This window comes from Treponema sp. UBA753, from assembly GCF_002297325.1.
Classification (GTDB): Bacteria; Spirochaetota; Spirochaetia; order Treponematales; family Treponemataceae; genus Treponema_D.
The window spans coordinates 1-24,789 of record NZ_DBKJ01000137.1 but is presented as its reverse complement, the minus strand read 5'-3'; the positions used below and the strand labels follow the sequence as shown (position 1 = coordinate 24,789).

Below are 24,789 nucleotides of genomic sequence, written 5' to 3'. Positions count from 1 at the left end.
TTTTGTGTTGTTTGCGCTGCATTGTTTTTTTCATAGTTAAAAATTAGGTTAAAGAAATGTCTGATTTAAAAAACACGGAACGTCTTGATAAAATACTTTCAAACAATGGAATTGGAACGCGCCGGGATGTAAAGCGTCTTATAAGAAGCGGAAAAATTTCTGTAAATGGGATTATTGTAAGAGAACCAGAATTTCATGCAGACGGAAACTGCGACGAGATTCTTGTGGACGGAAAAATTCTTACTGTTGAACAGAATGCATACTTTATGATGAACAAGGCTTGCGGCGCGGTTTGCTCTACAAAATCCGACAGAAGAAAAACTGTTTTTGAATATATTTCTTTGGAAGACAACAGAAAATATCCGGGCGGAAATCTTAGCACAGTTGGAAGACTTGACGCGGACACAGAAGGGCTTCTTGTTATTACAAGCGATGGAAATTTAATTCACCGGGTTACATTTCCAAAGTATGAAGTTCCAAAGACATATCTTGTTTATTTGCGTGATTCAGTTGATGATTTGGAAAAACTCAGTTACGAAAAAAAACTTGCCTGCGGACTTCACATTGAAGCGGAAGGAAAAGACGGAGAAGCTGATTGCCGTCCTGCCGTAATTGAATGGAAAGAAAAAAATCAGTATTATACCAAGACTAGCGAAAATCCTTCAGAAGTTTGCTGCCTTACTGTTACGGAAGGAAAATTCCACGAAGTAAAGCGGATTTTCAAAGCTTTGGGAAACGAAGTTGTTTACTTAAAAAGAATAAGAATCAATAATCTTTTTTTGGACGAAACTTTGGAAGAAGGAAACTACAGACCGCTCACAAAGGAAGAGATAAGACTTTTAGACGTAGAGGAAAAAAATGACTGACATTGAAATTGCCCAGAAAAATGTAATGGAGCCAGTTGAAAAAATCGCAGAAAAAATTGGAATTGGCCGGGAATCTTTGGAGCTTTACGGAAACTACAAAGCAAAAATTTCCTTTGAAAAACTCAATGCCTTGCAGAAAAAATCGCTTGACTCTTCTTCCCGCGGAAAACTTATTTTGGTTACTGCGATGACTCCGACTGCTGCTGGCGAAGGAAAATCAACTGTAACAATTGCGCTTGGCGACGGTCTTAGAAAAATCGGAAAAAAATCTGTAATTGCTTTGCGCGAGCCTTCTCTTGGTCCTTGCTTTGGAATAAAAGGCGGAGCTTGCGGCGGCGGATATGCGCAGGTTGTTCCAATGGAAGACATCAATCTTCATTTTACTGGCGACATCCATGCAATCACAGCTGCAAACAATCTTATGGCGGCGCTTATTGACAACCATATTCAGCAGGGGAATTCTTTAAACATCGATCCTCGCACAATTTCTTGGAAAAGATGTGTGGACTTGAATGACCGTTCTCTTAGAAATGTTATTGTCGGACTTGGCGGAAAAATCGATGGCGTTCCGCGTGAAAGCCATTTTCAGATTTCAGTTGCAAGCGAAATAATGGCGATTGTCTGTCTGTCAAAAACAATTTCAGAATTAAAAGAGCGTATTTCAAAAATTACAATCGGCGCAGACTACAGCAAGAATCCTGTTACATTCGGAAGCCTTGGCTGTACTGGAGCTGTCGCCGCGCTTTTAAAAGATGCAATACGCCCGAACTTAGTTCAGACACTTGAAAAAAATCCTGCGTTTATACATGGCGGACCGTTTGCGAATATTGCCCACGGCTGCAATTCTATCAATGCCACACTTTGCGCGCTTGCTCTTGGAGACTATGTTGTTACAGAAGCTGGTTTTGCCGCCGACCTTGGAGCTGAAAAATTCTTTGACATAAAATGTCGCATGAATGGAATTTCTCCAAATGCCGCTGTAATCGTTGCCACAGTACGCGCTCTAAAAATGCACGGTGGTGTTGCAAAAGCAGACCTTGGAGCTGAAAATATTCCGGCTGTTGAAATTGGTTTTGCAAATCTAAAGACTCACATTGAGAATATGAAAAAATTCGGAGTGCCTGTCGCAGTTGCTATTAATAAATTTATTACAGATACAGATTCAGAAATTGAGCTTGTAAAAAAACTTTGCTCGGAAAATGGATGTAATGCCGTAGTCTGCGAGGGCTGGGAAAAAGGCGGAGATGGGGCTGCTGACCTTGCGCATAAAGTTGTTGAGCTTTGTGATTCTCCTTGCGAATTCAAAAATATTTATCCGCTTGATATTTCTCTTAAAGAAAAAATTGAAATTCTTGCAAAGGAAATTTACAGGGCTTCTTCTGTTGAATTTGAAGGAAAGGCTTTGAAAAAACTCAAGCAGTTTGAAGAGCAGGGATTCGGTTCGCTTCCAATCTGCATGGCAAAAACCCAGAATTCAATAAGCCACGACAAATCTTTACAGGGCGCGCCAAAAGATTATGTGTTCCCAATTCGCGATGTTCAGCTTTATTCTGGAGCGGGATTCGTTGTTGCGTTTGCAGGCGACATTGTTGATATGCCAGGACTTCCGAAAACTCCTGCCGCGCTGAATATAGATGTTGATGACAACGGAATAATTTCAGGACTGTTCTAGGAGCAACTCCTCTAGTTTGCTTCGCAATGTTTGCGAAGCAAACTAGGTCTGGAATTTCATATTGTAGCTTTTCATTGATTATCGGGGTCGCTGCCCGATAATGACAACTTTCACAGTTTATTTCTTTAGCTGGGCTTTTATCGCGTCAAGAAGTTCACTGTATTCTTCAAACGCTGGAAGGTCTGGATTTTCCGACTTTATTTTATCTGTGCTTTTAAATAAAAATCCTGCCTTGCTCGCCTTAATCATTCCAAGGTCGTTGTAGCTGTCTCCAGAAGCGATTGTGTCGTATCCGATTGACTGAAGAGCTTTTACAGTTGTCAGCTTGGAATTTTCAATGCGCATTTTAAATCCTGTGATTTCCCCGGAAGTAGAAACTTCAAGCGAGTTGCAGAAAATTGTAGGCTGTCCGAGTTTTTTCATCAGCGGAGAAGCGAACTGCGTGAATGTGTCGCTGATTATTATTGTCTGGCAGATTGATCTAAGCTCGTCAAGAAATTCTTTTGCGCCCGGAAGCGGATCAATTTTTTCAATTACTTCCTGAATTTCTTTTAGTCCAAGTTTGTGCTCTTTTAGAATTCCAATTCTCCAGTTCATGAGCTTGTTGTAGTCCGGCTCGTCGCGTGTTGTGCGTGTAAGTTCTGGAATTCCAGAAGCCTTCGCAAATGCAATCCAAATTTCAGGAACAAGAACGCCCTCTAAGTCTAAGCATGTAATGTACATATTTTTCTCCGAATAAATTTTGCCTTATTTTATCAGAATCGGAATCATTGTGCAATTTTCAAACGTTTTTCTGTTAAATTTGCATAAATATGCAGGAATAAATGGTATTCTTCAAGAATATTGTATATTCCTGAAGATTTTGTATAAATATTGAAGAATAGAAGATATTCCAGAGTTTTTATGCATATTCTTCAGGAAAATTTCATATTCTTGAGTTTTTTGACGAATTCCAAGTGGAAAATACAATATTCCTTAAGTTTTTAACAAATTCCAGAAGAAAATCAAATATTCTTGAAGCACGCTATTAAAAAAAAAGTATTTCTGATATATTTTCCGCTATGGAAGAAAGAAAGATTGAAATACTTGATTCTACTTTGCGCGACGGTTCGCAGGGAGAAGGAATAAGCTATTCTGTTCAGGATAAAATTCACATTGTGCAGGCTTTAGATGACTTGGGCATAAAATACATTGAAGCTGGAAACCCCGGCTCGAATCCCAAGGATATGGAATTTTTTCAGCGTGCAAAAAGCCTTAAACTGAAAAATTCACAGATTGTCGCGTTCGGCTCAACAAGGAGAAAGGATTCTTCATGCGCAGAAGATGCGAACTTGCAAAGCCTTCTTTCTGCGGAAACAGAAACTGTTGTTATCTTCGGAAAGACTTGGGATTTTCAGGCTACGGAAATTCTTCACGCTTCCCTTGAAGAAAATCTTGAAATGATAAGAGATACATGCGCATATTTAAAGCAGCGCGGGCGCAATGTTGTTTTTGACGCCGAGCATTTTTTTACAGGCTTCAAGTCGAACAAGGATTACGCTTTAAAAGCTCTTGGCGCTGCGATTGAAGGCGGGGCGAGTGTTCTTTCACTTTGCGAGACAAAAGGCGGCGCAATGATTGAAGAGTGCAGAGAAGGTGTTCGTGCCGCTGTTGAAAAATTCGGGGCAGGAGCTGTGATTGGAATTCACACTCACAATGATTCAGGCCTTGCTGTTGCAAATTCTCTTGTTGCAGTCGAAGCTGGCGCAACTCATGTTCAGGGTGTTCTTCTTGGATTCGGCGAGCGTACAGGAAACGCAAATCTTTCTACGATTATTTCTAACCTTCAGCTTAAAATGAACTGCAAGTGCATTCCAGAGGAAAGCATAAAACTGCTTACTCCAATCTGCAAGCGCGTTGCGGAAATTACAAACATAACGCTTGACCCAGGGCTTCCGTATGTGGGGCAGAATGCTTTTGCGCACAAAGCCGGAATGCACATCGATGCGGTTTTAAAAAATCCGTTTGCTTATGAGCACATTGAGCCTGAGTCAGTTGGAAATTCCCGCGTGTTCCTTATGAGCGAAGTTGCCGGAAGAAGCATGGTTATTGAAAAAATCAGAAAGTTTGATTCGTCGATTACAAAGTCAAGTCCGGTTGTTTCAGAAATCATGGCGAAAGTAAAAGAGCTTGAGCATCAGGGCTATCAGTTTGAAGGCGCAGACGGAAGCTTTGAGCTTTTGGTCCGTAAATCGATTGGAAAATATCAGCCGTTCTTTAAATTGCGCTACTATAAAACTTCCGATGAGTCTCCGCTTATTGAAAAAGGGCTTTATTCTTTTGCCCAGCTTAAAATTGAAGTTGACGGCCATGAAGAAATTGCCGCCGGCGAAGGAAACGGTCCTGTTAATGCTCTTGACTTTGCGTTGCGTACTGCACTCAAATCGTTTTATCCGAGCGTGCAGGATATTCATCTTACAGATTATAAAGTCCGCGTTCTCGACGGAAAATCAGCTACAGCCGCAAGTGTCCGTGTTTTGATTGAGTCTACAGACGGAACTGACAGCTGGACGACAATTGGTGTGAGCTGCGACGTTATTGAAGCTTCCTGGCTTGCCTTGGTTGACTCTTTTGAATACAAACTGATTAAAGATATTGAAAAAAAGTACCACAAATTCATTTAATGTTCTTTACATAAATGTTGCTTTGAGGTATTTTATAAATACTTTATAAACTTTAGTATTAGTAAAGTTTGTTTTGACTTTTTATAGGAGCTTGATTTATGGAAAAAAATATTGCTTTGATTCCCGGAGATGGAATTGGCCCTGATGTTGTTGCAGAAGCTGTAAATGTCTTGAATGCAGTCGCTTCAAAATTCGGTCATAAATTTAATTATGAAACTGTTACTGCCGGCGGATGCGCAATCGATAAGTTTGGAAAGCCGTTGCCGCAGGAAGAACTTGACAAATGCCTTAAAAGCGATGCAGTTCTTCTTGGAGCTGTAGGCGGTCCAAAATGGGACAACCTTCCGTCTGAGCTTCGTCCTGAAAAAGCATTGCTTGGTCTTCGCGGCGGAATGAAAGTTTTTGCAAATCTTCGTCCGGCTGTAATGTGGAAGCAGCTCAAAGATGCCTGTCCTTTAAAAGATGAAATTGTCGGCGACGGACTTAATATTCTCATTGTCCGCGAGCTGATTTCTGGAATTTACTTTGGAGACAGAGGAACTGCCGCAGACGGAAAATCTGCCTGGGACACAGAAAAATATACTTGGAGTGAGATTGAGCGCATTGTCCGCATGGGATTTGAATTCGCACAGAAACGCCAGAAACGTCTTTGTGTAGTTGACAAGGCGAACATCTTGAATTCAAGCCAGCTTTGGAGAAAAGTTACAGAGTCTGTAAAAGGCGACTATCCTGATGTTGCTCTTTCTTACCTTTACATTGACAATGCTTCTATGCAGCTTGTGCGCAATCCGCGCCAGTTCGATGTAATTGCAACAAGCAATATGTTCGGCGACATTCTTTCTGATGAAGCAAGCCAGATTACAGGCTCAATCGGAATGCTGGCTTCAGCTTCTTTGGGCGACGGAGGTCCTGGACTTTACGAGCCGATTCACGGTTCTGCTCCTGACATTGCCGGAAAAAATCTTGCAAATCCTCTTGCAACAATTCTTTCTGCTGCTATGCTTTTGCGTTACAGCTTTGGACTTGAAAAAGAAGCCAAGGTTATTGAAGATGCCGTTAACTCCGTTCTTGATGAAGGCTACAGAACAGGCGATATTGCCGGAAGCCATTTTGAAGAGCTTAAGTCTTCTGGAAAACTTGTCGGCACAAAAGAAATGGGGCAGCTTGTTGTAGAGCGCATTTAGTTTTGTTTTTGCTGTCATTATCAAGGATGTTTCTTTGTCATTGCCGGACTCGCTCCGGCAATCTTGTATATAAATGTACATTGAATTTCCGTATCAACTGCGGGAATGACAGTAAAAATTTCAATAGATTATCGGGTAAAGCCCGATAATGACGTTAATTTATAAAACTCTAAATTCTGCTTTTTTGTTTTTATTTGTGTTTTCTTTCATTTGGGATTACAATTAAGAAAATGCAAAATATTTCTATTTTTTCAGATGACAAGGAACATGAGTTTTCCCAGATAAAAAAAAGTGTGAGCGCCTACATTTTGGATAGCGGCGATACAAGAACAAATCAGTACAAAAAAGCAATCGCTGCCGACGCAATGATTCTTTACGAATTCAATCTTTCAAAAGACTTGATTGTAGGAAATCCTGTACAGAGAATGAGCGATCGGATTGTTCAGCTTAAGCCTGCGATGGGACTTCCTGAAAACTGTTCTTACACTGATTTTATTGATGCGCTTTGCTGGGACTTGTCGGATGAAGAAAAAAAACGTTTCCTTGAAAAGATGAATGTCTACTGCCTCTTGGATTCGTTTATAATGGAAAAATACGAAATTCAATTTGACTCAAGCAGGTCAACTTACAACGGCGAATCTTTTTGGACGCGTACAACAATAATTCTTACAAAGGACGAAAACTCAGGCGACATAATGGGACTTGCCGTTGTAAAAAATATTACAAGCGGCTACAGGCAAAAGGAAGAAAAACTTTATCAGCTGGAAATTATCAACGCGCTTACGATTGAGTACAGCAATGTTTTTATGATAAACGTGATGTCTGGAATAATCCGCATTGTAAGAATCAACGACAGGGTGAGCTCTTTTTACAATGAATCTTTGGAAGGTCTTCCTTATGATGATGTGCTTGATTTTTATGCTAGCGTTTCAGTTTATGAGGATGACCGCGACATGATTAAGCGGGCTTTTTCGCGTGAAAATGTTTTAAAGCAGCTTTCCAAGCGAGAAAGTTATTACGTAAATTTCCGCTCGTATATAAACAGCAAAATTTCCTACATGAAGCTTACGGTTGTTAGAATTGGAAATATCCGCGAAACTGGAAATGTTCTTATGGGCTTTATGAATGTTGACACGGAAACAGAGCATGAGATGAAACAGCGCAAGGCATTGCAGGAAGCGTTGTCTATGGCGGAACTTGCAAGCCATGCAAAGTCTCGTTTCCTTTCCAACATGAGCCACGACATAAGAACTCCTATGAATGCAATTATCGGTTACACTTCGCTTGCAGAAAAACACATCGGGAATCCGGAACTTATAAAGTCAGATCTTGCGCGCATAAAGACAAGCTCAAACTATTTGCTTTGCCTTATAAATGATGTGCTTGATATGTCCCGCATCGAAAGTGGAAAAATAAAAATAAAACTTACATCGAATACAATAGAAGATATTCTTGCGGAAGTTGACAGTGTTATTCAGCCGCAGCTTCAGTCTAAGAAACTTAATTATTCAATTTTGCGCCACGGAAACTTAAGGCGTAAAGTTTTTTGCGACAAACTTAGGCTCAAGCAGATTCTTATAAACATTCTTGGAAACTCTGTAAAATACACAGGAGAAAACGGTTCGATTAAATTCACTGCCGCGGAAACTCCTTCTGTTTCTGACGGATATTCTTCGTATCAGTTTAGAATTAAAGACAACGGAATTGGAATGTCGGAAGAATTCCAGAAAAAAGTTTTTAATCCGTTTGAGCGGGACGAAAATATTGAAAATTTTCATGTTCAAGGAACTGGACTTGGTCTTTCAATTTCAAAAAATCTTGTTGAAAAAATGGACGGTTCAATTTTCCTAAAAAGCAAGAAAGATGTTGGAACAGAATTTCTTATTTGCTTTGACTTTGAAAATGCCCCGGAATCAGAATCTGACAAAAAAGAAATTTCATCTTCCTTGAAAAAAAATGTAGATTTAAAAGGAACTAGAATTCTTTTGGTAGAAGACAACAGCCTTAACCGCGACATCGCAAGAGAACTTTTAAAAGGCGCAGGCTTTGTTATTGACGAGGCTGAAAACGGAAAAATTGCGCTGGATATGCTTTCCGCCTGTCCAGACGGATATTACAAAGTTGTCCTTATGGATGTGATGATGCCTGTTATGAACGGATACGAGGCTTCTATGAAAGTCCGCGAAATGAAAAGCAAGTCCAAGTCTTCTATTCCGATTGTGGCGATGACGGCGAATGCTTTTGAAGAGGACAAGGAGCAGGCTTTGAAATCTGGAATGGACTATTTTGTTTCTAAGCCATTTGACATAAAGTCGCTGCTTTCTCTTTTGTCTGAAATTCTTGTTGATGCAAATTAAAATCTGGTTTTTAAATGTCTTGTCTTCCCTCCAAAAAAGTGTAATACTAGCGTAAAATTATTAGCTTGTTTTGGAGGATTTTATGAGTTTAGATTTTCCGTTGAGCCATGCCCAGCTTATTGAGCTTGCAAAGAAATTTCCGACTCCTTTCTATATTTATGATGAAAAAGCAATCCGCGAAAATGTAAAGTATTTTTATAAAGCGTTCAGCATTTTTCCTTCGTTCACGGAATATTTTGCAGTCAAGGCGCTTCCAAATCCTTACATTCTGAAAGTTCTTGAAAGCGAAGGTTGCGGCGGAGACTGTTCTAGCTTGCCGGAGCTTATGCTTTGTGAAAAATCTGGAATAACCGGGCACAGAATAATGTTTACAAGCAACGACACTCCTGCCCAGGAATTTGTTTATGCACAGAAACTTGGAGCAATTATAAATCTTGATGACATTACCCATATCGACTTTCTGAAAAATGCTCTTGGCGGAAAACTTCCAGACACAATCTGCTTTAGATATAATCCGGGACCTTTAAAAGAAGGCGGAAACTCCATAATCGGAAAGCCTGAGGAAGCCAAGTACGGACTTACAAAAGAGCAGATGATTCAAGCTTATAAAATCTGCAAGGCGGAAGGCGTAAAGCATTTTGGAATTCACACGATGGTTGCTTCCAATGAGCTTAATCCTGATTTCTTTGTTGATACTGCGCGCATAGTTTTTGAACTTATCCTAGAAGTACAAAAAGAATGCGGTGTTAACATTGAATTTGCAGATCTTGGCGGCGGAGTTGGAATCCCTTATAAGAGCGGGCAAAAAAAAGTTGATCTTGATTATGTCGCAAAAGGGATAAAAGTTCTTTACGATAAAATGATTGTTCCGGTTGGACTAGATCCTTTAAAACTCTGCTTTGAATGCGGACGCCCGATTACAGGACCTTACGGCTGGCTTGTTACAAAGGCAATTCACGAAAAAAATATCTACCGCAACTATATTGGAGTTGACGCAAGCATGGCAGACTTGATGCGCCCTGGAATGTACGGAGCTTACCATGAAGTTACTGTCAGCGGAAAAGAAAATGCTCCTAAAGATTTTGTTTATGACGTTTCTGGAAGCCTGTGCGAAAACTGCGACAAGTTTGCGGTTCAGAGAAGTCTTCCAAAAATTGAAATAGGAGATCTTTTGATTATCCACGATGCCGGCGCGCACGGAAGAGCGATGGGCTTTAATTACAACGGAAAACTTCGTGCCGGAGAACTTCTTTTGCGTTTAGATGGAACTGTAAAAGAAATCCGCCGCCGTGAAACTGTTGAGGATTATTTTGCTACATTGGATTTTGAAGGACTGAAAAATTTCAGCTGATTCTGACTTTTATAAATTTGCCATTGGAGGTAAAAAAGATGGTTGAAAAAATTGAATGGAGCGACTCTTATCTTTTGGGAATTCCTGAAATTGACAATCAGCATAAAAAACTGATTCAGATTGCAAATGAACTTTATGCTACGGCTACTGGCACTGATGAAGCTTATGGTCTTAATATGGCGAAAGTTCTGAAAAAGCTTACAGACTACACGGTTTATCATTTTTCAAATGAAGAAGAATTTATGCGCAAGTACGGATATTCAGGCGTTGATATTCACAAGACTGCGCATGACAACTTTATAAATGAAGTTAACCATCAGATTAAGCAGCTTTCTTCCGACCGCAAAGATGACGGCGCAAGGTTCTATTCTTACATGGTTGGCTGGATTTTGAATCACATTGCAAAAGCCGACCGCGTCTGGGCTGCGTTTGTAAAGCCAAAGATTTCATAAGCGAGTTTTTTATTTTTTAGTTGAAAGACTTCCGGTTTCTTTTGAGGCTGGAAGTCTTTTTTGTTTCCATTAGAAAATCAAATTCATTTTTCAGCAATTCAGAATTTATTGACATATCATTTTAGTTAGTGTAAGATAACGAAGATTAGAGCAGGTTAATTTTTATTTGTTTTAGGTAATTTTTGTTGCTCTTTGTTAACTTGCTAGGAGGTTTTTATGCCATTATTGTTTGCAAATCCTGGAGATGAAGTAAAAATTTCTGGTGTGAATGGAAATCCGCAGGTAAAGCAGCATTTGAATGAACTTGGGTTCAATGTTGGTTCTTTAGTCACGATTGTTCAGAAAGTAAAGACCGGCTTGATTGTAAAAGTCAAGGAAGCCCGTGTCGCATTGGACAGCAGTTTGGCGTCTAAAATCATTGTCTGATTTTCTAAAACTCAAATCGAAAGTTGAAACTTTCTCATTGGCTTTTTATAGGAGTAAAATAAATGGGTACATTGCGTGAAGCACAGGTTGGTTCAACTGTAAAGGTAAAAAAGTTGAACGGTGAGGGCGCTTTAAAAAGGCGTCTTATGGACATGGGATTTACAAACGGATGCGAAGTTTATATCCGCAAAGTCGCACCTCTTGGCGATCCTGTTGAAGTTACAATTCGTGGCTATGAGCTTAGCGTTCGCAAAGATGACGCTGAAAATATTGAGGTAGAATAAAATGTCAGAAATCAGAATTGCTCTTGCAGGAAATCCAAACTGCGGAAAAACCACAATGTTCAACAACCTTACAGGCTCAAACCAGTATGTAGGAAACTGGCCTGGAGTTACTGTTGAAAAGAAAGAAGGAAAAATGAAAGGCATGAAAGATGTTGTTGTAACAGACTTGCCTGGAATTTATTCACTTTCACCTTATACTTCAGAGGAAGTTGTTTCCCGCGATTATCTCATCAAAGACAATCCGGATGCAATCCTTGACTTGGTTGATGCTACAAATATTGAAAGAAACCTTTATCTTACAACTCAGCTTCTTGAACTTGGAAAGCCTACTGTAATTGCCTTGAACATGATTGATGTTCTTAAGAAGTCAGGCGATTCTGTTGATACAGAAAAACTTCAGGCTGAACTTGGATGCGCTGTAATTGAAACAAGCGCGCTCAAAGGAACTGGTGTAAAAGAAGCTGCCGCTGCTGCAAAGAAAGCCGCTGAGTCTGGAAAAGCTTTTATTCCATCTGCTGTTTTCTCAAAAGATGTTGAAGAATATATTTCAAAAATGGAAGCTCTTGTTCCTTCAACTGTAAAATCAGAATTGAAAAGATGGTATGCTATAAAGCTTCTCGAACGCGATTCTGTTGTGCTTGGTCAGCTTGCTCTTTCTTCTGCGGATTCTGCAAAGGCTGAAGAAATTTCAAAGGCATTGGAAAAAGCAAAAGATGATGATGTTGAGTCAATCATAACAAATGAACGTTACGTTTACATTCAGGGAATTGTAAGCCGCTGCGTAAGAAAGTCTGGACAGAAAATGACTCGCTCAGACAAAATCGACCGCATCGTTACAAACCGCTGGCTTGGAATTCCAATTTTCCTTGCTGTAATGTGGGTTGTTTATTACATTGCGGTTTCTTCGCTTGGAACAGTTTTGACTGACTGGGCAAATGACGGACTCTTTGGAGACGGATGGAACTTCCTTGGAATTGAAGGACTTGCTATTCCTGGAATTTCAGCTTCCGTGGAAGAGGCTCTCACAAATGCTGGAGCAAACGAAGTTCTTATTGACTGCATTGTTAACGGAGTTATTGGCGGTGTTGGAGCTGTTCTTGGATTCGTTCCTCAGATGGCTGTTTTGTTCCTTCTTCTTTCCTTGATTGAAGACTGCGGATATATGGTTCGCATTGCATTCGTTATGGACCGAATTTTCCGCAAATTTGGTCTTTCAGGAAAATCGTTTATTCCGCTTCTTGTAGGTTCTGGCTGTGGCGTTCCTGGAATTATGGCAAGCCGCACAATCGAAAATGACAACGACAGACGTCTTACAATCTTTACTACTACTTGGGTTCCTTGTGGAGCAAAGCTTCCTGTAATTGCGCTTATCTCTGGTGTTATCGGTGCAAAACTCACTGGCTGGGATGGCGGCTCTCTTACACTTTTGATGTACGTAATCGGAATCGGAGCTGTTGTAATGGCTGCAATCATGCTCAAGAAAACAAAGCCTTTCCACGGAAAAGCCGCGCCTTTCGTTATGGAACTTCCGCAGTATCACCTTCCGCAGCTTAAGACAGTTCTCATGCACACTTGGGAACGCCTTAGAGGATTCATTGTAAAAGCCGGAACAATTCTTTTTGTTGCTTGTCTTGTAATTTGGTTCCTTTCTTCTTACGGATTCGCTTCTCCAAAAGATGAAGTTGTAGAAAACGGCGAAGTTGTAGAAGAGGCAGTTGAAGGCGGATTTGGACTTGTTGACGCAGATGAGTCTTTGCTTGCTGATGTTGGAAATGTTATCCGCTACGTATTCAAGCCTCTTGGATTTGGTGAAAAAGTTGGCGGATGGCAGAGCGCGGCAGCTAGCTTGTCTGGATTCAGCGCAAAAGAAGCTATTGTTTCTACAATGGGTGTTCTTGCAAATGTTGATGAAGAAAACGTTGAAGATGATGCTGTCGTTGCTGAAGCTATCGGCGGATGGTTTGCTACAGCTTTGGCGGCCTTTGCATTCCTTATGTTCAACTTGCTTGATTCTCCTTGTCTTGCCGCAATTGCTACAATGGCAAATGAACTTAAGAGCCGCAAGTGGTTCTGGTTTGCAATTATTTTCCAAAATGTTTTTGCTTATGTTTTGACATTGATTGTTTACCAGCTTGGAATGCTTTTTGTTCACGGACACTTTGGCGTAGGAACTGTATTCGCCTTTGTTTTCCTTGCAGGAATTATTTTCGCTTTGTTCAGAAAAGATCCTTGCAAGGGACAGTACTTTGATTCAAAGAGCGCGTCATAAAAATTATGGGCGGCTCCATAGGTAAATTTTCTATGGGAATAATGATTGCCGTGTTCGCAGTTCTTTATGTTCTGTGCGTTGCGGTAATCACAATCGTAGAAAAAATAAAAAAGCACAAACAAAAGGATGAAGCTTGAGAAAGTTTTGTTCTTGAACTGAATAAGGCTTTCTAGGAATTTTTTCTTGGAAAGCCTTGTTTTTTTTATCAAGTTTATTTATTTTTTTTCAGAGGCTGATTATGATTGGAAACATTGTAGGAATTCTTGTGCTTGCAGTATGGCTTATTGCTGTTGCTGTTTACATAATAAAGCAGAAAAGAAATGCGCGTTTAAGCGGAAATCACATCTGCATTGGTTGCCCTGGAGCCGCCGGTTGTAAAAAATGCCATTGCAAATAAAATAGAAAAAATTTTCTGTTGATTAAATTAAAAAAAAATGATAGCTTGAATTGTCAAAAAAACAGCGTTGTTGATTTTTTGATTCTCTGGAGAGTCTCCATAAATCCTTGTGGAGCGCCGAAGGGTTAAGGCTATTCAAGCCGACATCTCAGGCAAAGTGGACAGAGCATAAAAAATGTCCGTTCATCACTCTTTGGAGAGCCTGTCTAGGTAAAACTGGGCGGCTCTTATTTTTTTTCTTGAGAGGACACAAAATGTCTTTTGAATCAATCCTCAACAAAATTGATGATGTCGTATGGGGACTTCCCACCATCATCCTGATTCTTGTCACAGGCCTTCTGATGACAATCCGTACACGTGGAATCCAGTTTACTAAGCTTGGACGCGCATTCAAGGGAATCTTCAAGGAAAATGAAGGTCACGGCGAGCTTTCAGGATTCAGCGCGCTCTGCACGGCTCTTTCGGCTACAATCGGAACTGGAAACATCGTCGGCGTTGCAACTGCTATTCTTGCAGGCGGTCCTGGAGCTCTTTTCTGGATGTGGTTTGCCGCAATTCTTGGAACTGCCACAAAATATGCGGAATGCATGCTTTCAATCAAGTACCGCGAGGTCAAAGAGGACGGACACGTTCTTGGCGGACCTTTCTATGTTATTGAGAAGGGAATGGGCAAGAACTGGAAATGGCTTGCAGTTCTTTTTGCGATTTTCGGAACATTGGTTGGACTTTTTGGAATCGGAACTTTTACTCAGGTGAACGGAATCTGCGGCGCGGTTCAGAATGCTTTTGATCCTAATAAGGCTGCGGTTGCTTTCTCAATCGGCGCAAACTCATATTCCTGGGCAACTGTAATTGGCGGTGCGGTAATCACTGTTGCGACGGCTCTTGTTGTAATCGGCGGACTTAAGAGAATTGCAAAAGTCGCTGAAAAAGTTGTTCCTGCGATGGCGATAATCTACGTGTTCCTTGGGCTTTCAGTTCTTATTATGAACGCGACAAAAATTCCTGACGCATTCGCTTTAATCTTTAAAGGTGCATTTGGTGTTGATACAGGTGTGAAGGCAATTGCCGGTGCGGCTGCAGGAACTATCATAAAGATGGCAATGCAGAAAGGTATTGCGCGCGGAATCTTTTCTAATGAGGCGGGACTTGGTTCAGCTCCGATTGCAGCTTCTGCGGTTCAGACAAACGAACCTGTAGAGCAGGGAATGGTAAACATGACCGGAACTGTAATCGACACTCTGATTATCTGTACTATGACAGGACTTTCAATCGTAATCGCTGGCGGAGACGTATGGAACAGCGGACTTTCCGGAGCGGCTCTCACTTCGGCTGCGTTCTCAAAAGTTCTCGGCGGCGACCAGCATTCGGTTCAGTTCCTGCTCATGCTCTGCCTTGTGTTCTTCGCATTCACGACAATCCTCGGCTGGGACTACTATTCTGAAAAATGTCTTGAGTACCTTTCAAACGGAAACATGACAGTTGTAAAAGTCTACAGATGGCTCTACATTCTTGCAGTTGCAATCGGACCTTATATGACGATTTCAGCAGTATGGACAATTGCTGACATTACAAATGGTCTTATGGCAATTCCGAACTGCATCTCGCTCATTGTTCTAAGCGGCATCGTGGCAAAAGAAACTAAAGACTATTTCGATAGAAAACCAAAGCTTTAATGCTACGCTGAATTTTTCTTTTAGAGGCATGGTGTTTTTTACATCATGCCTTTTTTTCTTGCAACTTTTTTTGTAAAAGCGTGTCTTATATTTTAAGAGGTTATAAATTTTATGAACCAGATTGTTTCGCCTGCTGCACAGGTTATTGTTTCGATTATTCCGATTGTGGGAATTTGTTTTGCGGCATCAATTATTTTTTTCGCCTTGCTATGGAAGCACCACGAAAACGTAATGCTGATTCAAAAAGATTCGTACAAGCCGCCGAGAATTGATTTGCGGAATTTTTCTTTGCTTTTGGGGCTTTGTCTTGTCGGCGTGGGAATTGTTCTTTCTCTGATGTTCTTGCTTTTAAAGCATCTTTCCTGGGGACTTTTGGGCGGACTTATTCCGCTTGCAGTCGGAGTAATGCTTTTGCTTTTCCACAGGATTTCAAAGTAATTTTTCAGTTTTAGTTTTTATCTATGAAAAAAACAATTTCTTCGTCGCTGGAAAATCTTGTTATTCGAAAACGGGATTTCTATTATGTGCAGGAAACTTTGAATGGTTCTTCCCGTGCGTTTTCCAAGTTGACGGGTTTTTATTATAAACGTATTTTTGCAATTGGAATGCGGTTTTTTCATAATCAGGCTGACTCTGAGGATTTTGCGCAGAATGTTTTTTTGAAGGCTTATGAAAAGCTTTCAACTTTTAAAGGCGAAAGTCTTTTTTCAACTTGGCTTACAAGAATTGCTTTTACAACTGCTATGAATCAAAAAGAAAGAAGCCACAATGCGGAAACTCTTTCTGATGAAAATTTGATTCCGGGCAAAAACAAAACACCCGAGGAAGAGCTTATTTATTCTGCGACTGTGGAAGCCGTAAAAGGCTCTCTTGAAATTTTGCCTGAACGTTATGCTGAATGTGTGCGGCTATATTTTTTTAACAGCATGAGCCATGAGGAAATTTCAAAAGTTACAGGAATTCCCGTGAACACAATCAAGTCGCATATTTTCCGCGCAAAAAAAATTCTTGGAAAAAAGCTGGAGGATTATAAATGAAAAAGAACTGCGATTTTTATATGGATAAATTTTTTGCCTTGGACAAAAACGAGAGGCTGCCTGTAAGCCTTACATTGCATCTTTTATTTTGCAAAAAATGCAGAAACTTTGTAAGAAAATTTTCACTGCTAGAAAAAAAATGTTCCAAGGAAAATATGAAAAAGATTTCATGTGATTCAAAAAATGTTGTTGAAATAATGCGCCGTCTTGATTCAGCTTATGAAATGTACAACTTGCAAAAAGAGCGTGTTTCGATGCGACAGTGGCTTGTGGCTGGCGCGACTTTAATTTTGTGCGTTCTCCTTTTTGAAACGCTTGCATTTTTTGCTTCCGCGGAATTTTTTGTTTTTCCTTTGTCACTTTTTTTTGCGTTTAGTATAATTATGTATTGTGCGGCTTTTGTTGGAACAAATATGGATTTTTTCATTAAAAAGTGGAAAATCCAATGAAAAACTGATATAATCTTGGCATGGAAATTTTGAACTCTCTACCCGGAACACCACTTCCACTTGGAGCTTCTGTTGCTGAAGGCGGCGTTAATTTTTCAGTTTTTAGCCGGAATGCCACAAAGGTATTTTTGGAATTTTATTCTGCCAGCGAGGACAGCGAGCCTTATGCTCAAGTTGAATTCAGTCCTTCTGAAAATAGAACCGGCGATATTTGGCATGCGTTTGTGCCAGGAATAAAGCCAGGCTCTCTTTATCTTTTTAGGGTAGACGGACCGTTCGAGCCTTCAAAAGGCCACAGGTTCAATGTGCATCAAAGGCTTTTTGATCCTTATGCAAAGGCGATTACTCCAGTTTCTGTTTTTTATAATCTTCCGCCCGATTATTCTGCGCCGCTTGACAAGAACGATATTGAGCATGGAAAAAATCAATGCGCAAAAGTTTTTCCCAAGTGTGTTGTTGTTGATAATAAAAATTTTGACTGGCAGGGAGACAAGCCTATTAATAGGCCTTTGTCGGAAAGTGTAATTTATGAAGTTCATTTAAAAGGCTTTACTGCCGGAAAAAATGCTGGAGTTTCTTGCCCGGGAACTTACGCTGGCTTTATTGAAAAAATTCCTTATCTTAAGGATTTGGGAATTACTGCGGTTGAGCTTCTTCCTGTTTTTGAATTTGATGAATTTGAAAATTCAAATGTGAATCCGCGCACTGGCGAGCGTATGAAAAATTACTGGGGCTACAGCACGATAAATTTCTTTTCACCGAAAGCTTCTTTTGCGGCGGACAAGACTCCAGGCGGCTGCGTAAATGAATTTAAAACTTTGGTTCGTGAACTTCATAAAGCTGGAATCGAAGTTATTCTTGATGTTGTTTTCAACCACACTGCTGAAGGAAACGAGCATGGCGTCGCTTTGAATTTCCGCGGATTTGAAAATAGCGTTTACTACACTCTTGTTGCTAGCCACAAAGAATACTACATGAATTTTTCAGGCTGCGGAAACACCGTGAACTGCAATCATCCTGTTGTAAGAAATTTTATAATCAACAGTTTGCGCTATTGGGTTTTGAATTATCACATTGACGGATTTAGATTCGACTTGGCTTCAATTTTGAGCAGAGGGCAGGAAGGCGAGCTTTTGAAATTTCCGCCGCTTACAAATGCAATTGCTGAAGACCCTGTTCTTGGCAAGACAAAAATAATTGCAGAGCCTTGGGATGCTGGCGGAGCTTATCAGCTTGGAGGATTTCCAGGCGGAAGATGGGCTGAATGGAACGACCGTTTCCGTGATGACATAAGAAGATTTTGGCGCGGAGACGAATATGTTTCTACAAATGCGGCTACAAGAATCAGCGGCTCAAGCGACCTTTTCACAATTTCTGGACGCGCTCCTTACCACAGCATAAATTATGTTTGCTGCCATGACGGATTTACAATGAACGACTTGGTAAGCTACAACGGAAAACATAACGATGAAAACGGCGAAGGCAACCGCGATGGCTCTGACTCAAACTGGAGCTACAACCACGGCTATGAAGGCCCTACATTGAATCCTGTAATTGAAAAAATGCGCAACCGACAAATGCGCAACTATATGCTTACTCTTTTGATTTCGCAAGGAACACCGATGCTTTTGGGCGGAGACGAATTTCGCAGGGGGCAGCAGGGAAACAACAATGCGTATTGCCAGGACAATGACATTAGCTGGTTTGACTGGGGAAACTGCGGCTTGAATTCCGCACTTGTCTCGTTTACAAGAAAAGCAATCGGGCTAAGAAAAAGTCATCCTGTTTTCCGCCGCACTGAATTCTTTAAAGGCAATATGGCAGGAAAGCAACCGGACATTCAATGGTATTCTGCCGACGGAAGCAATCCTGACTGGAGCAAAATTTCAAGGTTCCTTGCATTCAGGCTTTTGGGGACATTTGATTCCGGGACAGAAAAAATTTCAGACAATGATTTTTTTATCGCCGCAAACACAGACCGTCAGGATATAATGCTTAGAATTCCTGCGATTACAGATTCCCGCAAATGGTACAGAATCGCAGACACTTCGATTGAAGATGAAACGTCGCTTCTTTCTGTTGAAAATGCTGAAACTTTGCTTTCTCAAGACCGCTATGTGCTTCCTGCCAGCTCTATGCTGATTCTGGTCGCAAAATAAAATTATGCGGGAACTTGAATAAGGAAACGTTTCCATATTATACTAGGTAAACATAATGCCGTTTTGCTTTTTAGCTTAACAGGCTGATTGGAGGAATATAAAAATGACTTTTGATGCAGAGCAGTTTAAGGAAAATCTCACAGCCCGTCTGCGCCGCCAGTATGGAAAAGACATCACACAGGCAAATAAGCACGACTTGTTTGATGCAGTAAGCGCGAGCGCGCTTGAAATTATCATGCCAAACTGGATGAATACCCGCAAAGAGTATGAGGCTAAGCCTACAAAGCAGCTTTATTATTTGAGCGCAGAGTTTTTGATGGGACGCGCGCTGGGAAACAACCTGATTAATTCTGGCATTATGGAGCAGGTAAAAGATGTTCTTAAAGACATGAACATCAGCTATGATTTTATTGAAGATGAAGAGCCTGATGCTGGTCTTGGAAACGGCGGTCTTGGTCGTCTTGCGGCTTGCTTCCTTGATTCCCTTGCAACTCTTGAATATCCGGGACACGGCTACGGAATCCGCTATGAATATGGAATGTTCGAGCAGCATATTATCAACGGCGAGCAGGTTGAATTCCCTGATAACTGGCTTAAGCACCGCGATCCTTGGGAAGTAAAAAGAAGCGACCTCGCTGTAACTGTAAAATTCGGCGGACAGATTAAATATGGAAAAACTCCTGACGGACAGGACAGATTCTATCTTGAAAACGCAGAGGAAATTACAGCAACTCCTTACGATATGCCGATTGTTGCCTATGGCTCAAACACAGTAAACACATTGCGCTTGTGGCAGGCTTCAAGTCCTAATGGATTCGATCTTCAGCTTTTCAACGATATGCAGTATCATCGCGCAGTTGAACGCCAGAACGATGCTGAAAATATCAGCCGTGTTCTTTATCCAAACGACAACGGTCCAATGGGAAAAGAGCTTCGTTTGCGCCAGCAGTATTTCTTCACTTCTGCATCCCTTCAGGATTTGGTTCATCACTTTGTAAATACTTACGGAGCTGATTTCTCAAAGTTCCCTGAATACCATGTTATTCAGCTTAATGATACTCATCCTGTAGTTGCAATTCCTGAGCTTATGAGAATTCTCATTGATGAATACAATGTGGGCTGGGATGATGCTTGGAGCGTTGTTCAGAAAACTTTTGCTTACACAAACCACACAATTCTTTCTGAAGCTTTGGAAAAATGGACAATTGAAGTTTTCCAGAAACTCCTTCCGCGTATTTATCAGATTGTTGAAGAAATCAACCGCCGCTTTGTAATTGAACTTCGCCAGCAGTTCCCTAACGACTATGAAAAGCAGAACCACATGGCAATTATCCATGACGGAAAAGTTTACATGGCATGGCTTGCAATCCACGCAGGTTTCAGTGTAAACGGTGTTGCTGCCCTTCATACAAAAATTCTTAAGGAGCAGGAACTTAAGGACTGGTATAAAATTTATCCAGAAAAGTTCAACAACAAGACAAACGGTGTTACACAGAGAAGATGGCTTTTGTTCGCAAATCCTGAGCTTTCAGAATTCATTACAAAGAGAATTGGACACGGCTGGGAAAAAGAGCTTTCTCTTCTTAAAGGCCTTGAAAAATATGTTGATGATGATGCTTCTTTGGAAGAGCTTATTGCAATCAAACGCCACAACAAGGAAAATCTCGCTGAATACTTAAAGCACAGCCAGAACGAATTCCTTGATCCGGAAAGCATTTTTGATACACAGGTAAAGCGTCTGCATGAATACAAGAGACAGCTTTTGAATGTGTTCCATATCATGTATCTTTACAACAAGATTGTTGAAGATCCAAGCTACAATCCTCCTGCACGCACATTTATTTTTGGCGCAAAGGCAGCTTCTGGTTACCGCCGTGCAAAAGCAATCATCAAGCTTATCAACACTGTTGCAGAAAGAGTCAACAATGACCGCCGCGTTCGTGGCAAGCTTCGTGTTGTGTTTGTTGAAAACTACCGCGTTTCAGTCGCAGAAAAAATCATTCCGGCTTCTGATGTTTCCGAGCAGATTTCAACAGCGGGCTTTGAGGCTTCTGGAACTTCAAACATGAAGTTTATGATGAACGGCGCGCTCACAATCGGTACTTTGGACGGTGCGAATATTGAAATTGTTGAAGAGGCTGGAGAAGACAACGCATTTATCTTCGGTCTTAAGGCTGATGAAATTGTCAAGATGAAGCAGGAGCATTCTTACAATCCTACAAAATATCTTGACAGAAATCCGGCTCTTGCAAAAGTTGTAAATCAGCTTGTTGACGGAACTTACGATCCAAGCGGACTTTTGTTCAAGGAACTTCACGATTCGATTGTTTACGGTGTTGAAGGACAGCAGCCAGACGTTTACTTTATTCTTGCTGACTTTGATTCTTATGTTAAGGCTCACGAAAAACTTGCCGCTGAATATGCTGACAAAAAAGCCTGGGCGAAAAAAGCTTTAATCAACATTGCAAACAGCGGAAAATTCTCAAGCGACAGAACAATTGAAGACTACGTAAAAGACATCTGGCACTTGAAGAAAGTAATTGTAAAATAACTTTTGACGTTGCCGTGTTTTTGCATGGCTGTTCTTACTCCGTGTGGATTTTTCTGCACGGAGTTTTTTTTAGGCTTTATCCAAGTCATATTGACCTTTAGGCTGAAAAGTCATTATCTTATCCGCTATGGAAAAACGTGAACTTTCTATTATTTTTGGAACGGGACTGGTTCTTACTGCCGCAATCTGGGGATTTGCTTTTGTTGTTGTAAAAGACAGCTTGGATTTTGTCGGACCTACTTGGATGGTTGCAATCAGATTTACAATTGCAGCTATCTGCTTTGGCTTGATTTTTATAAAAAGATTTCAGCATTTAAATAAAGATATTTTTTTTCACGGATGCTTTTTGGGACTTCTTCTGTTTTTGGGCTATCTTACCCAGACGATTGGCTGCAATTTTACAACGGCAGGAAAAAACGCTTTCCTTACAACTTTTTATGTGATTCTTGTTCCTCTTATCGGCTGGCCTGTGTTTAAGAAAAAGCCTGGCTGGTATGTCTGGGTTGCGGCGGCTGTGGCGCTTACAGGAATAGGCTTGCTTGCCCTTGACGGAGACGGCGCCTGGTACGTTATGAACCGCGGAGATGTTCTTACTTTAATATGCGGAATTTTCTTTGCGCTTCACATAATAGCAGGTTCGTTTTTTGTAAAGAAAGAAGATGTGTTTCTGCTTACATTTTTTCAGTTTGCGGCGAGCGGAGTTCTCGGATTTTTAACTGCGCCTTTTTTAGACGGAAACTTTGATATTTCACTGATAAAAAATTCAACCGTTGTTGTTTCAATGCTTTACCTTGGAATTTTCAGTTCAATGGTTTGCTTCGTGCTTCAAAATGTCGGACTCAAATATGTGCCTTCCGCGCTGGCTTCTCTCTTCCTTTCGTTGGAAAGTGTTTTTGGAGTTCTTTGCAGCTGCATTTTTCTTGGTGAACGCCTTACACTAAAAATGTTCGTTGGCTGCGCCTTAATTTTCTTTGCAATAGTTCTGGCGGAAGTGATTCCAAATTTAAGGCAAGGCAAGAAATGATCTTTTTAATGACATAAAATTATATTATGTCATTATGACGTTTTTTTAATAAATGTCTTGATAAACTCCTTTATCCGTGATATTCTTTTCTCCAGTTAAACTTTACGTTTATTGGAGTAACTATTATGAAGAAAATTGCTTTACTTGCTTGCATTGCTAGTTTCGGATTTGCCTTTGCTGGCGGTGTAGATAACAAGACTAACTTGAATCAGGGGTACATGAGAAATCCTAGCCGCAATACAGAAACATTGCGCCCAGAAGCTGTTTTGTATAATATCGGCGGAACAGCATTTATGAATGACGGACTTTACTTTGAGCTTGGAAACCAGTTTGTTTTAAAGAATTACTCTGACAAGCTTGACGGCCAGAAGTTTGAAGACGATGAAAATGTTTACTTTTACCCGAATGCAGAAGTTGTTTACAAGAAAAATAACTGGGCTGCATTCTTTGGCTTTGGCGTTTTTGGGGGCGGCGGAACTCTTGACTATAGCGATGGAACTGGACTTACTACATTGGCTCTAAAACAAGGAATGGCATCTGCTGTAACATCACAAGTTACTGCGGCGGTTATGGCTGGAAAACTTCCGGCTGCGCAGTCTCAGGCTTATGCCCAAAAACTTTTGGAGCAGCTTTCTTCTCATTCCCTTGAAGTTTATTCAGTTCAGCTTGGAGAAATCCTTGGAGCTTCTTATAAAATCAACGATATGATTTCTGTTGCTGCGGCAGGAAGATTTATGCACGGCGAACAGAACATTACACTCAAATGCGACGGCTTGCAGTCAGTTAACGGCGGAAGCTCAAAAATCGGATACGAGTCAAACGGATATGGATTCGGCGGAATTTTCGGTGTTCATATCAAGCCTTGGAATACTCTCGATGTTGGAATTCAGTATCAGACAATTACAAAACTCAAGTACAAATACGATGACTTGACTGGTGCCTATGCGTCTTCTTTCCTTAACGCAGATGAAGGCGACAACTTTAAAAACGATTTGCCGGCAGTTTTGAATCTTGGCGTAGGCTACACTTTCTTTGACAAGCTGAACGCCAGCATGAGCTTCAACTATTACTTTAACAAGCAGGCTACAATTGAAAGTCCGATTGACCGCTCTGAATATGACTACGATGATTCTTGGGAAATTGCGCTTGGTGCGGACTACAGACTTAATGAGCAACTTAGCTTTGGAACTGGTTTTTCTTATGGAAAGCAAGGTGCAAAGTCTGATGTAAACAATGTGTTCAGCCCGGTTCTTGACAACTTTGTTATTGGCGCTGGCGTTGAATATTCACCTGTAAAACTCGTTACAGTTTCTGGCTCTGCGATGTACTGCAAATATTTCAGCGAGGATTACAAAAAAGCAGGATACACAATGGAACTTTCAAAGGATGTTGTAATGCTTGCTTTGGGCGTTACTGTAAAGCCTTTCTAAAAATTATCAGGACTTGCAACTTCAAGGGCTGCCGATGCCAAGTTTTCATTAAGCTTGCTTCGTGCGGCCTTTTCTTTTGTTGTTCCGGCTGCTCCAATAGAAAGCCTTTGTTTTTGAACCAAAGAGTTTTGCTCTTGGAAAAGCTTTTTTGCGGAAAGCAAAATTTTCTGGGCGGCTTCTTCTGGCACTTTCAAAGTTTCTGAAATTTCATTTTCATTTGATTCTGCAAGGCTTTTGAGCGTGCCGAATTTCTTCATTAAAAGAGCGTCGCGTTTTGGACCGATTCCATGTATTTTTGAAAAAGGCGAAACTGTGTTTTCTTTTGTTCTAAGTTCTTGGTTTCGGCTTGTGGCGAATCTGTGAGTTTCATCTCGCACACGCTGAAGCAGCCTTAGCGCATCGCTCCGCTTAGGAAGGCAAATTGGCGTGCTGTTTCCGGGGCGGTAAATTTCTTCATCGCGCTTTGCAAGACCTGCAATTGGAATGTCAAGGTCAAGCGATTTTAAAATGGAATCAACCGCATTTACTTGTCCTATTCCGCC

At 40.9% G+C, this 24,789-nt stretch carries 21 protein-coding genes and 1 riboswitch; of the genes, 19 read left to right on the top strand and 2 right to left on the bottom strand.

All coding sequences use genetic code 11. The annotated features are described in order from the left end of the window. The first annotated feature begins 56 nt into the window (after positions 1-56). Positions 57-866: a pseudouridine synthase gene (locus tag B4C08_RS10800; protein WP_296665283.1), complete on the top strand. Its 810-nt coding sequence runs from the start codon at positions 57-59 to the stop codon at positions 864-866. Then, a complete protein-coding gene (locus tag B4C08_RS10795; RefSeq protein ID WP_296665281.1) occupies positions 859-2,538 on the top strand; it encodes a formate--tetrahydrofolate ligase in 1,680 nt (559 codons plus the stop codon). Before B4C08_RS10800 ends, B4C08_RS10795 begins: the two co-directional genes overlap by 8 nt. 117 nt (positions 2,539-2,655) lie before the next feature. Here B4C08_RS10795 and thrH read toward each other — a convergent pair whose 3' ends face one another. Next, positions 2,656-3,261 carry a bifunctional phosphoserine phosphatase/homoserine phosphotransferase ThrH gene (gene thrH / locus B4C08_RS10790; RefSeq protein WP_296665280.1) on the bottom strand — a complete coding sequence of 202 codons (606 nt, stop codon included), beginning with the start codon at positions 3,259-3,261 and terminating at the stop codon, positions 2,656-2,658. Between the two features lie 338 nt (positions 3,262-3,599). Here thrH and cimA point away from each other — a divergent pair, with 338 nt between their 5' ends. From cimA to B4C08_RS10705, 17 genes are all read left to right on the top strand, one after another. Continuing rightward, positions 3,600-5,201: a citramalate synthase gene (gene cimA / locus B4C08_RS10785; RefSeq protein ID WP_296665279.1), complete on the top strand. Its 1,602-nt coding sequence runs from the start codon at positions 3,600-3,602 to the stop codon at positions 5,199-5,201. A gap of 98 nt (positions 5,202-5,299) precedes the next feature. Beyond that, positions 5,300-6,385, top strand: a complete 1,086-nt coding sequence (leuB, locus tag B4C08_RS10780; protein WP_296013388.1) for a 3-isopropylmalate dehydrogenase — start codon at positions 5,300-5,302, stop codon at positions 6,383-6,385. A gap of 230 nt (positions 6,386-6,615) precedes the next feature. Next, positions 6,616-8,742, top strand: coding sequence for a hybrid sensor histidine kinase/response regulator (locus tag B4C08_RS10775; protein WP_296665277.1), 2,127 nt, complete (start codon positions 6,616-6,618; stop codon positions 8,740-8,742). Between the two features lie 82 nt (positions 8,743-8,824). Next, the gene (locus tag B4C08_RS10770) at positions 8,825-10,093 is read left to right on the top strand and encodes a diaminopimelate decarboxylase family protein (RefSeq protein WP_296665275.1); all 1,269 of its coding nucleotides are present in this window, start codon (positions 8,825-8,827) and stop codon (positions 10,091-10,093) included. 38 nt (positions 10,094-10,131) lie between these two features. Next, positions 10,132-10,545 carry a bacteriohemerythrin gene (locus B4C08_RS10765; RefSeq protein ID WP_296013382.1) on the top strand — a complete coding sequence of 138 codons (414 nt, stop codon included), beginning with the start codon at positions 10,132-10,134 and terminating at the stop codon, positions 10,543-10,545. Positions 10,546-10,761: 216 nt separating this feature from the next. Continuing rightward, on the top strand, positions 10,762-10,971 hold the full coding sequence (locus B4C08_RS10760) for a FeoA family protein (protein WP_295795719.1): 210 nt from the start codon (positions 10,762-10,764) through the stop codon (positions 10,969-10,971). Positions 10,972-11,033: 62 nt separating this feature from the next. Further along, positions 11,034-11,255: a FeoA family protein gene (locus B4C08_RS10755; RefSeq protein WP_295795717.1), complete on the top strand. Its 222-nt coding sequence runs from the start codon at positions 11,034-11,036 to the stop codon at positions 11,253-11,255. 1 nt (position 11,256) lies between these two features. Next, positions 11,257-13,524, top strand: coding sequence for a ferrous iron transport protein B (gene feoB / locus B4C08_RS10750; RefSeq protein ID WP_296665273.1), 2,268 nt, complete (start codon positions 11,257-11,259; stop codon positions 13,522-13,524). Positions 13,525-13,762: 238 nt separating this feature from the next. Further along, positions 13,763-13,921 carry a hypothetical protein gene (locus B4C08_RS10745; protein ID WP_296029426.1) on the top strand — a complete coding sequence of 53 codons (159 nt, stop codon included), beginning with the start codon at positions 13,763-13,765 and terminating at the stop codon, positions 13,919-13,921. 76 nt (positions 13,922-13,997) lie between these two features. Further along, a riboswitch (glycine riboswitch) is annotated at positions 13,998-14,096 on the top strand. A gap of 79 nt (positions 14,097-14,175) precedes the next feature. Continuing rightward, positions 14,176-15,597, top strand: a complete 1,422-nt coding sequence (locus B4C08_RS10740) for an alanine/glycine:cation symporter family protein (protein ID WP_296665271.1) — start codon at positions 14,176-14,178, stop codon at positions 15,595-15,597. Positions 15,598-15,708: 111 nt separating this feature from the next. Then, positions 15,709-16,035, top strand: coding sequence for a hypothetical protein (locus B4C08_RS10735; protein WP_295795708.1), 327 nt, complete (start codon positions 15,709-15,711; stop codon positions 16,033-16,035). Between the two features lie 23 nt (positions 16,036-16,058). After that, entirely contained in the window at positions 16,059-16,634 is a 576-nt protein-coding gene (locus B4C08_RS10730; protein ID WP_296665269.1) for an RNA polymerase sigma factor, read from the top strand. After that, positions 16,631-17,083: a hypothetical protein gene (locus B4C08_RS10725; protein WP_296665267.1), complete on the top strand. Its 453-nt coding sequence runs from the start codon at positions 16,631-16,633 to the stop codon at positions 17,081-17,083. The genes B4C08_RS10730 and B4C08_RS10725 overlap by 4 nt, the downstream gene beginning before the upstream one ends. 20 nt (positions 17,084-17,103) lie before the next feature. Next, entirely contained in the window at positions 17,104-19,242 is a 2,139-nt protein-coding gene (glgX, locus tag B4C08_RS10720; RefSeq protein ID WP_296665266.1) for a glycogen debranching protein GlgX, read from the top strand. A gap of 103 nt (positions 19,243-19,345) precedes the next feature. Further along, positions 19,346-21,793, top strand: coding sequence for a glycogen/starch/alpha-glucan phosphorylase (locus B4C08_RS10715; RefSeq protein ID WP_296665263.1), 2,448 nt, complete (start codon positions 19,346-19,348; stop codon positions 21,791-21,793). A 127-nt stretch (positions 21,794-21,920) separates the two neighbouring features. Continuing rightward, positions 21,921-22,817, top strand: a complete 897-nt coding sequence (locus B4C08_RS10710) for a DMT family transporter (protein WP_296665261.1) — start codon at positions 21,921-21,923, stop codon at positions 22,815-22,817. Positions 22,818-22,942: 125 nt separating this feature from the next. Further along, positions 22,943-24,247 (top strand): OmpP1/FadL family transporter, encoded by a 1,305-nt coding sequence (locus tag B4C08_RS10705; protein WP_296665259.1) that lies wholly within the window; start codon positions 22,943-22,945, stop codon positions 24,245-24,247. On the opposite strand, the gene B4C08_RS10700 is transcribed toward B4C08_RS10705, so the two are convergent. Next, positions 24,244-24,789 (bottom strand): helix-hairpin-helix domain-containing protein (locus B4C08_RS10700; RefSeq protein WP_349675603.1); only part of this gene is annotated, 546 nt, incomplete at its 5' end. The two genes, B4C08_RS10705 and B4C08_RS10700, sit on opposite strands and share 4 nt — an antisense overlap.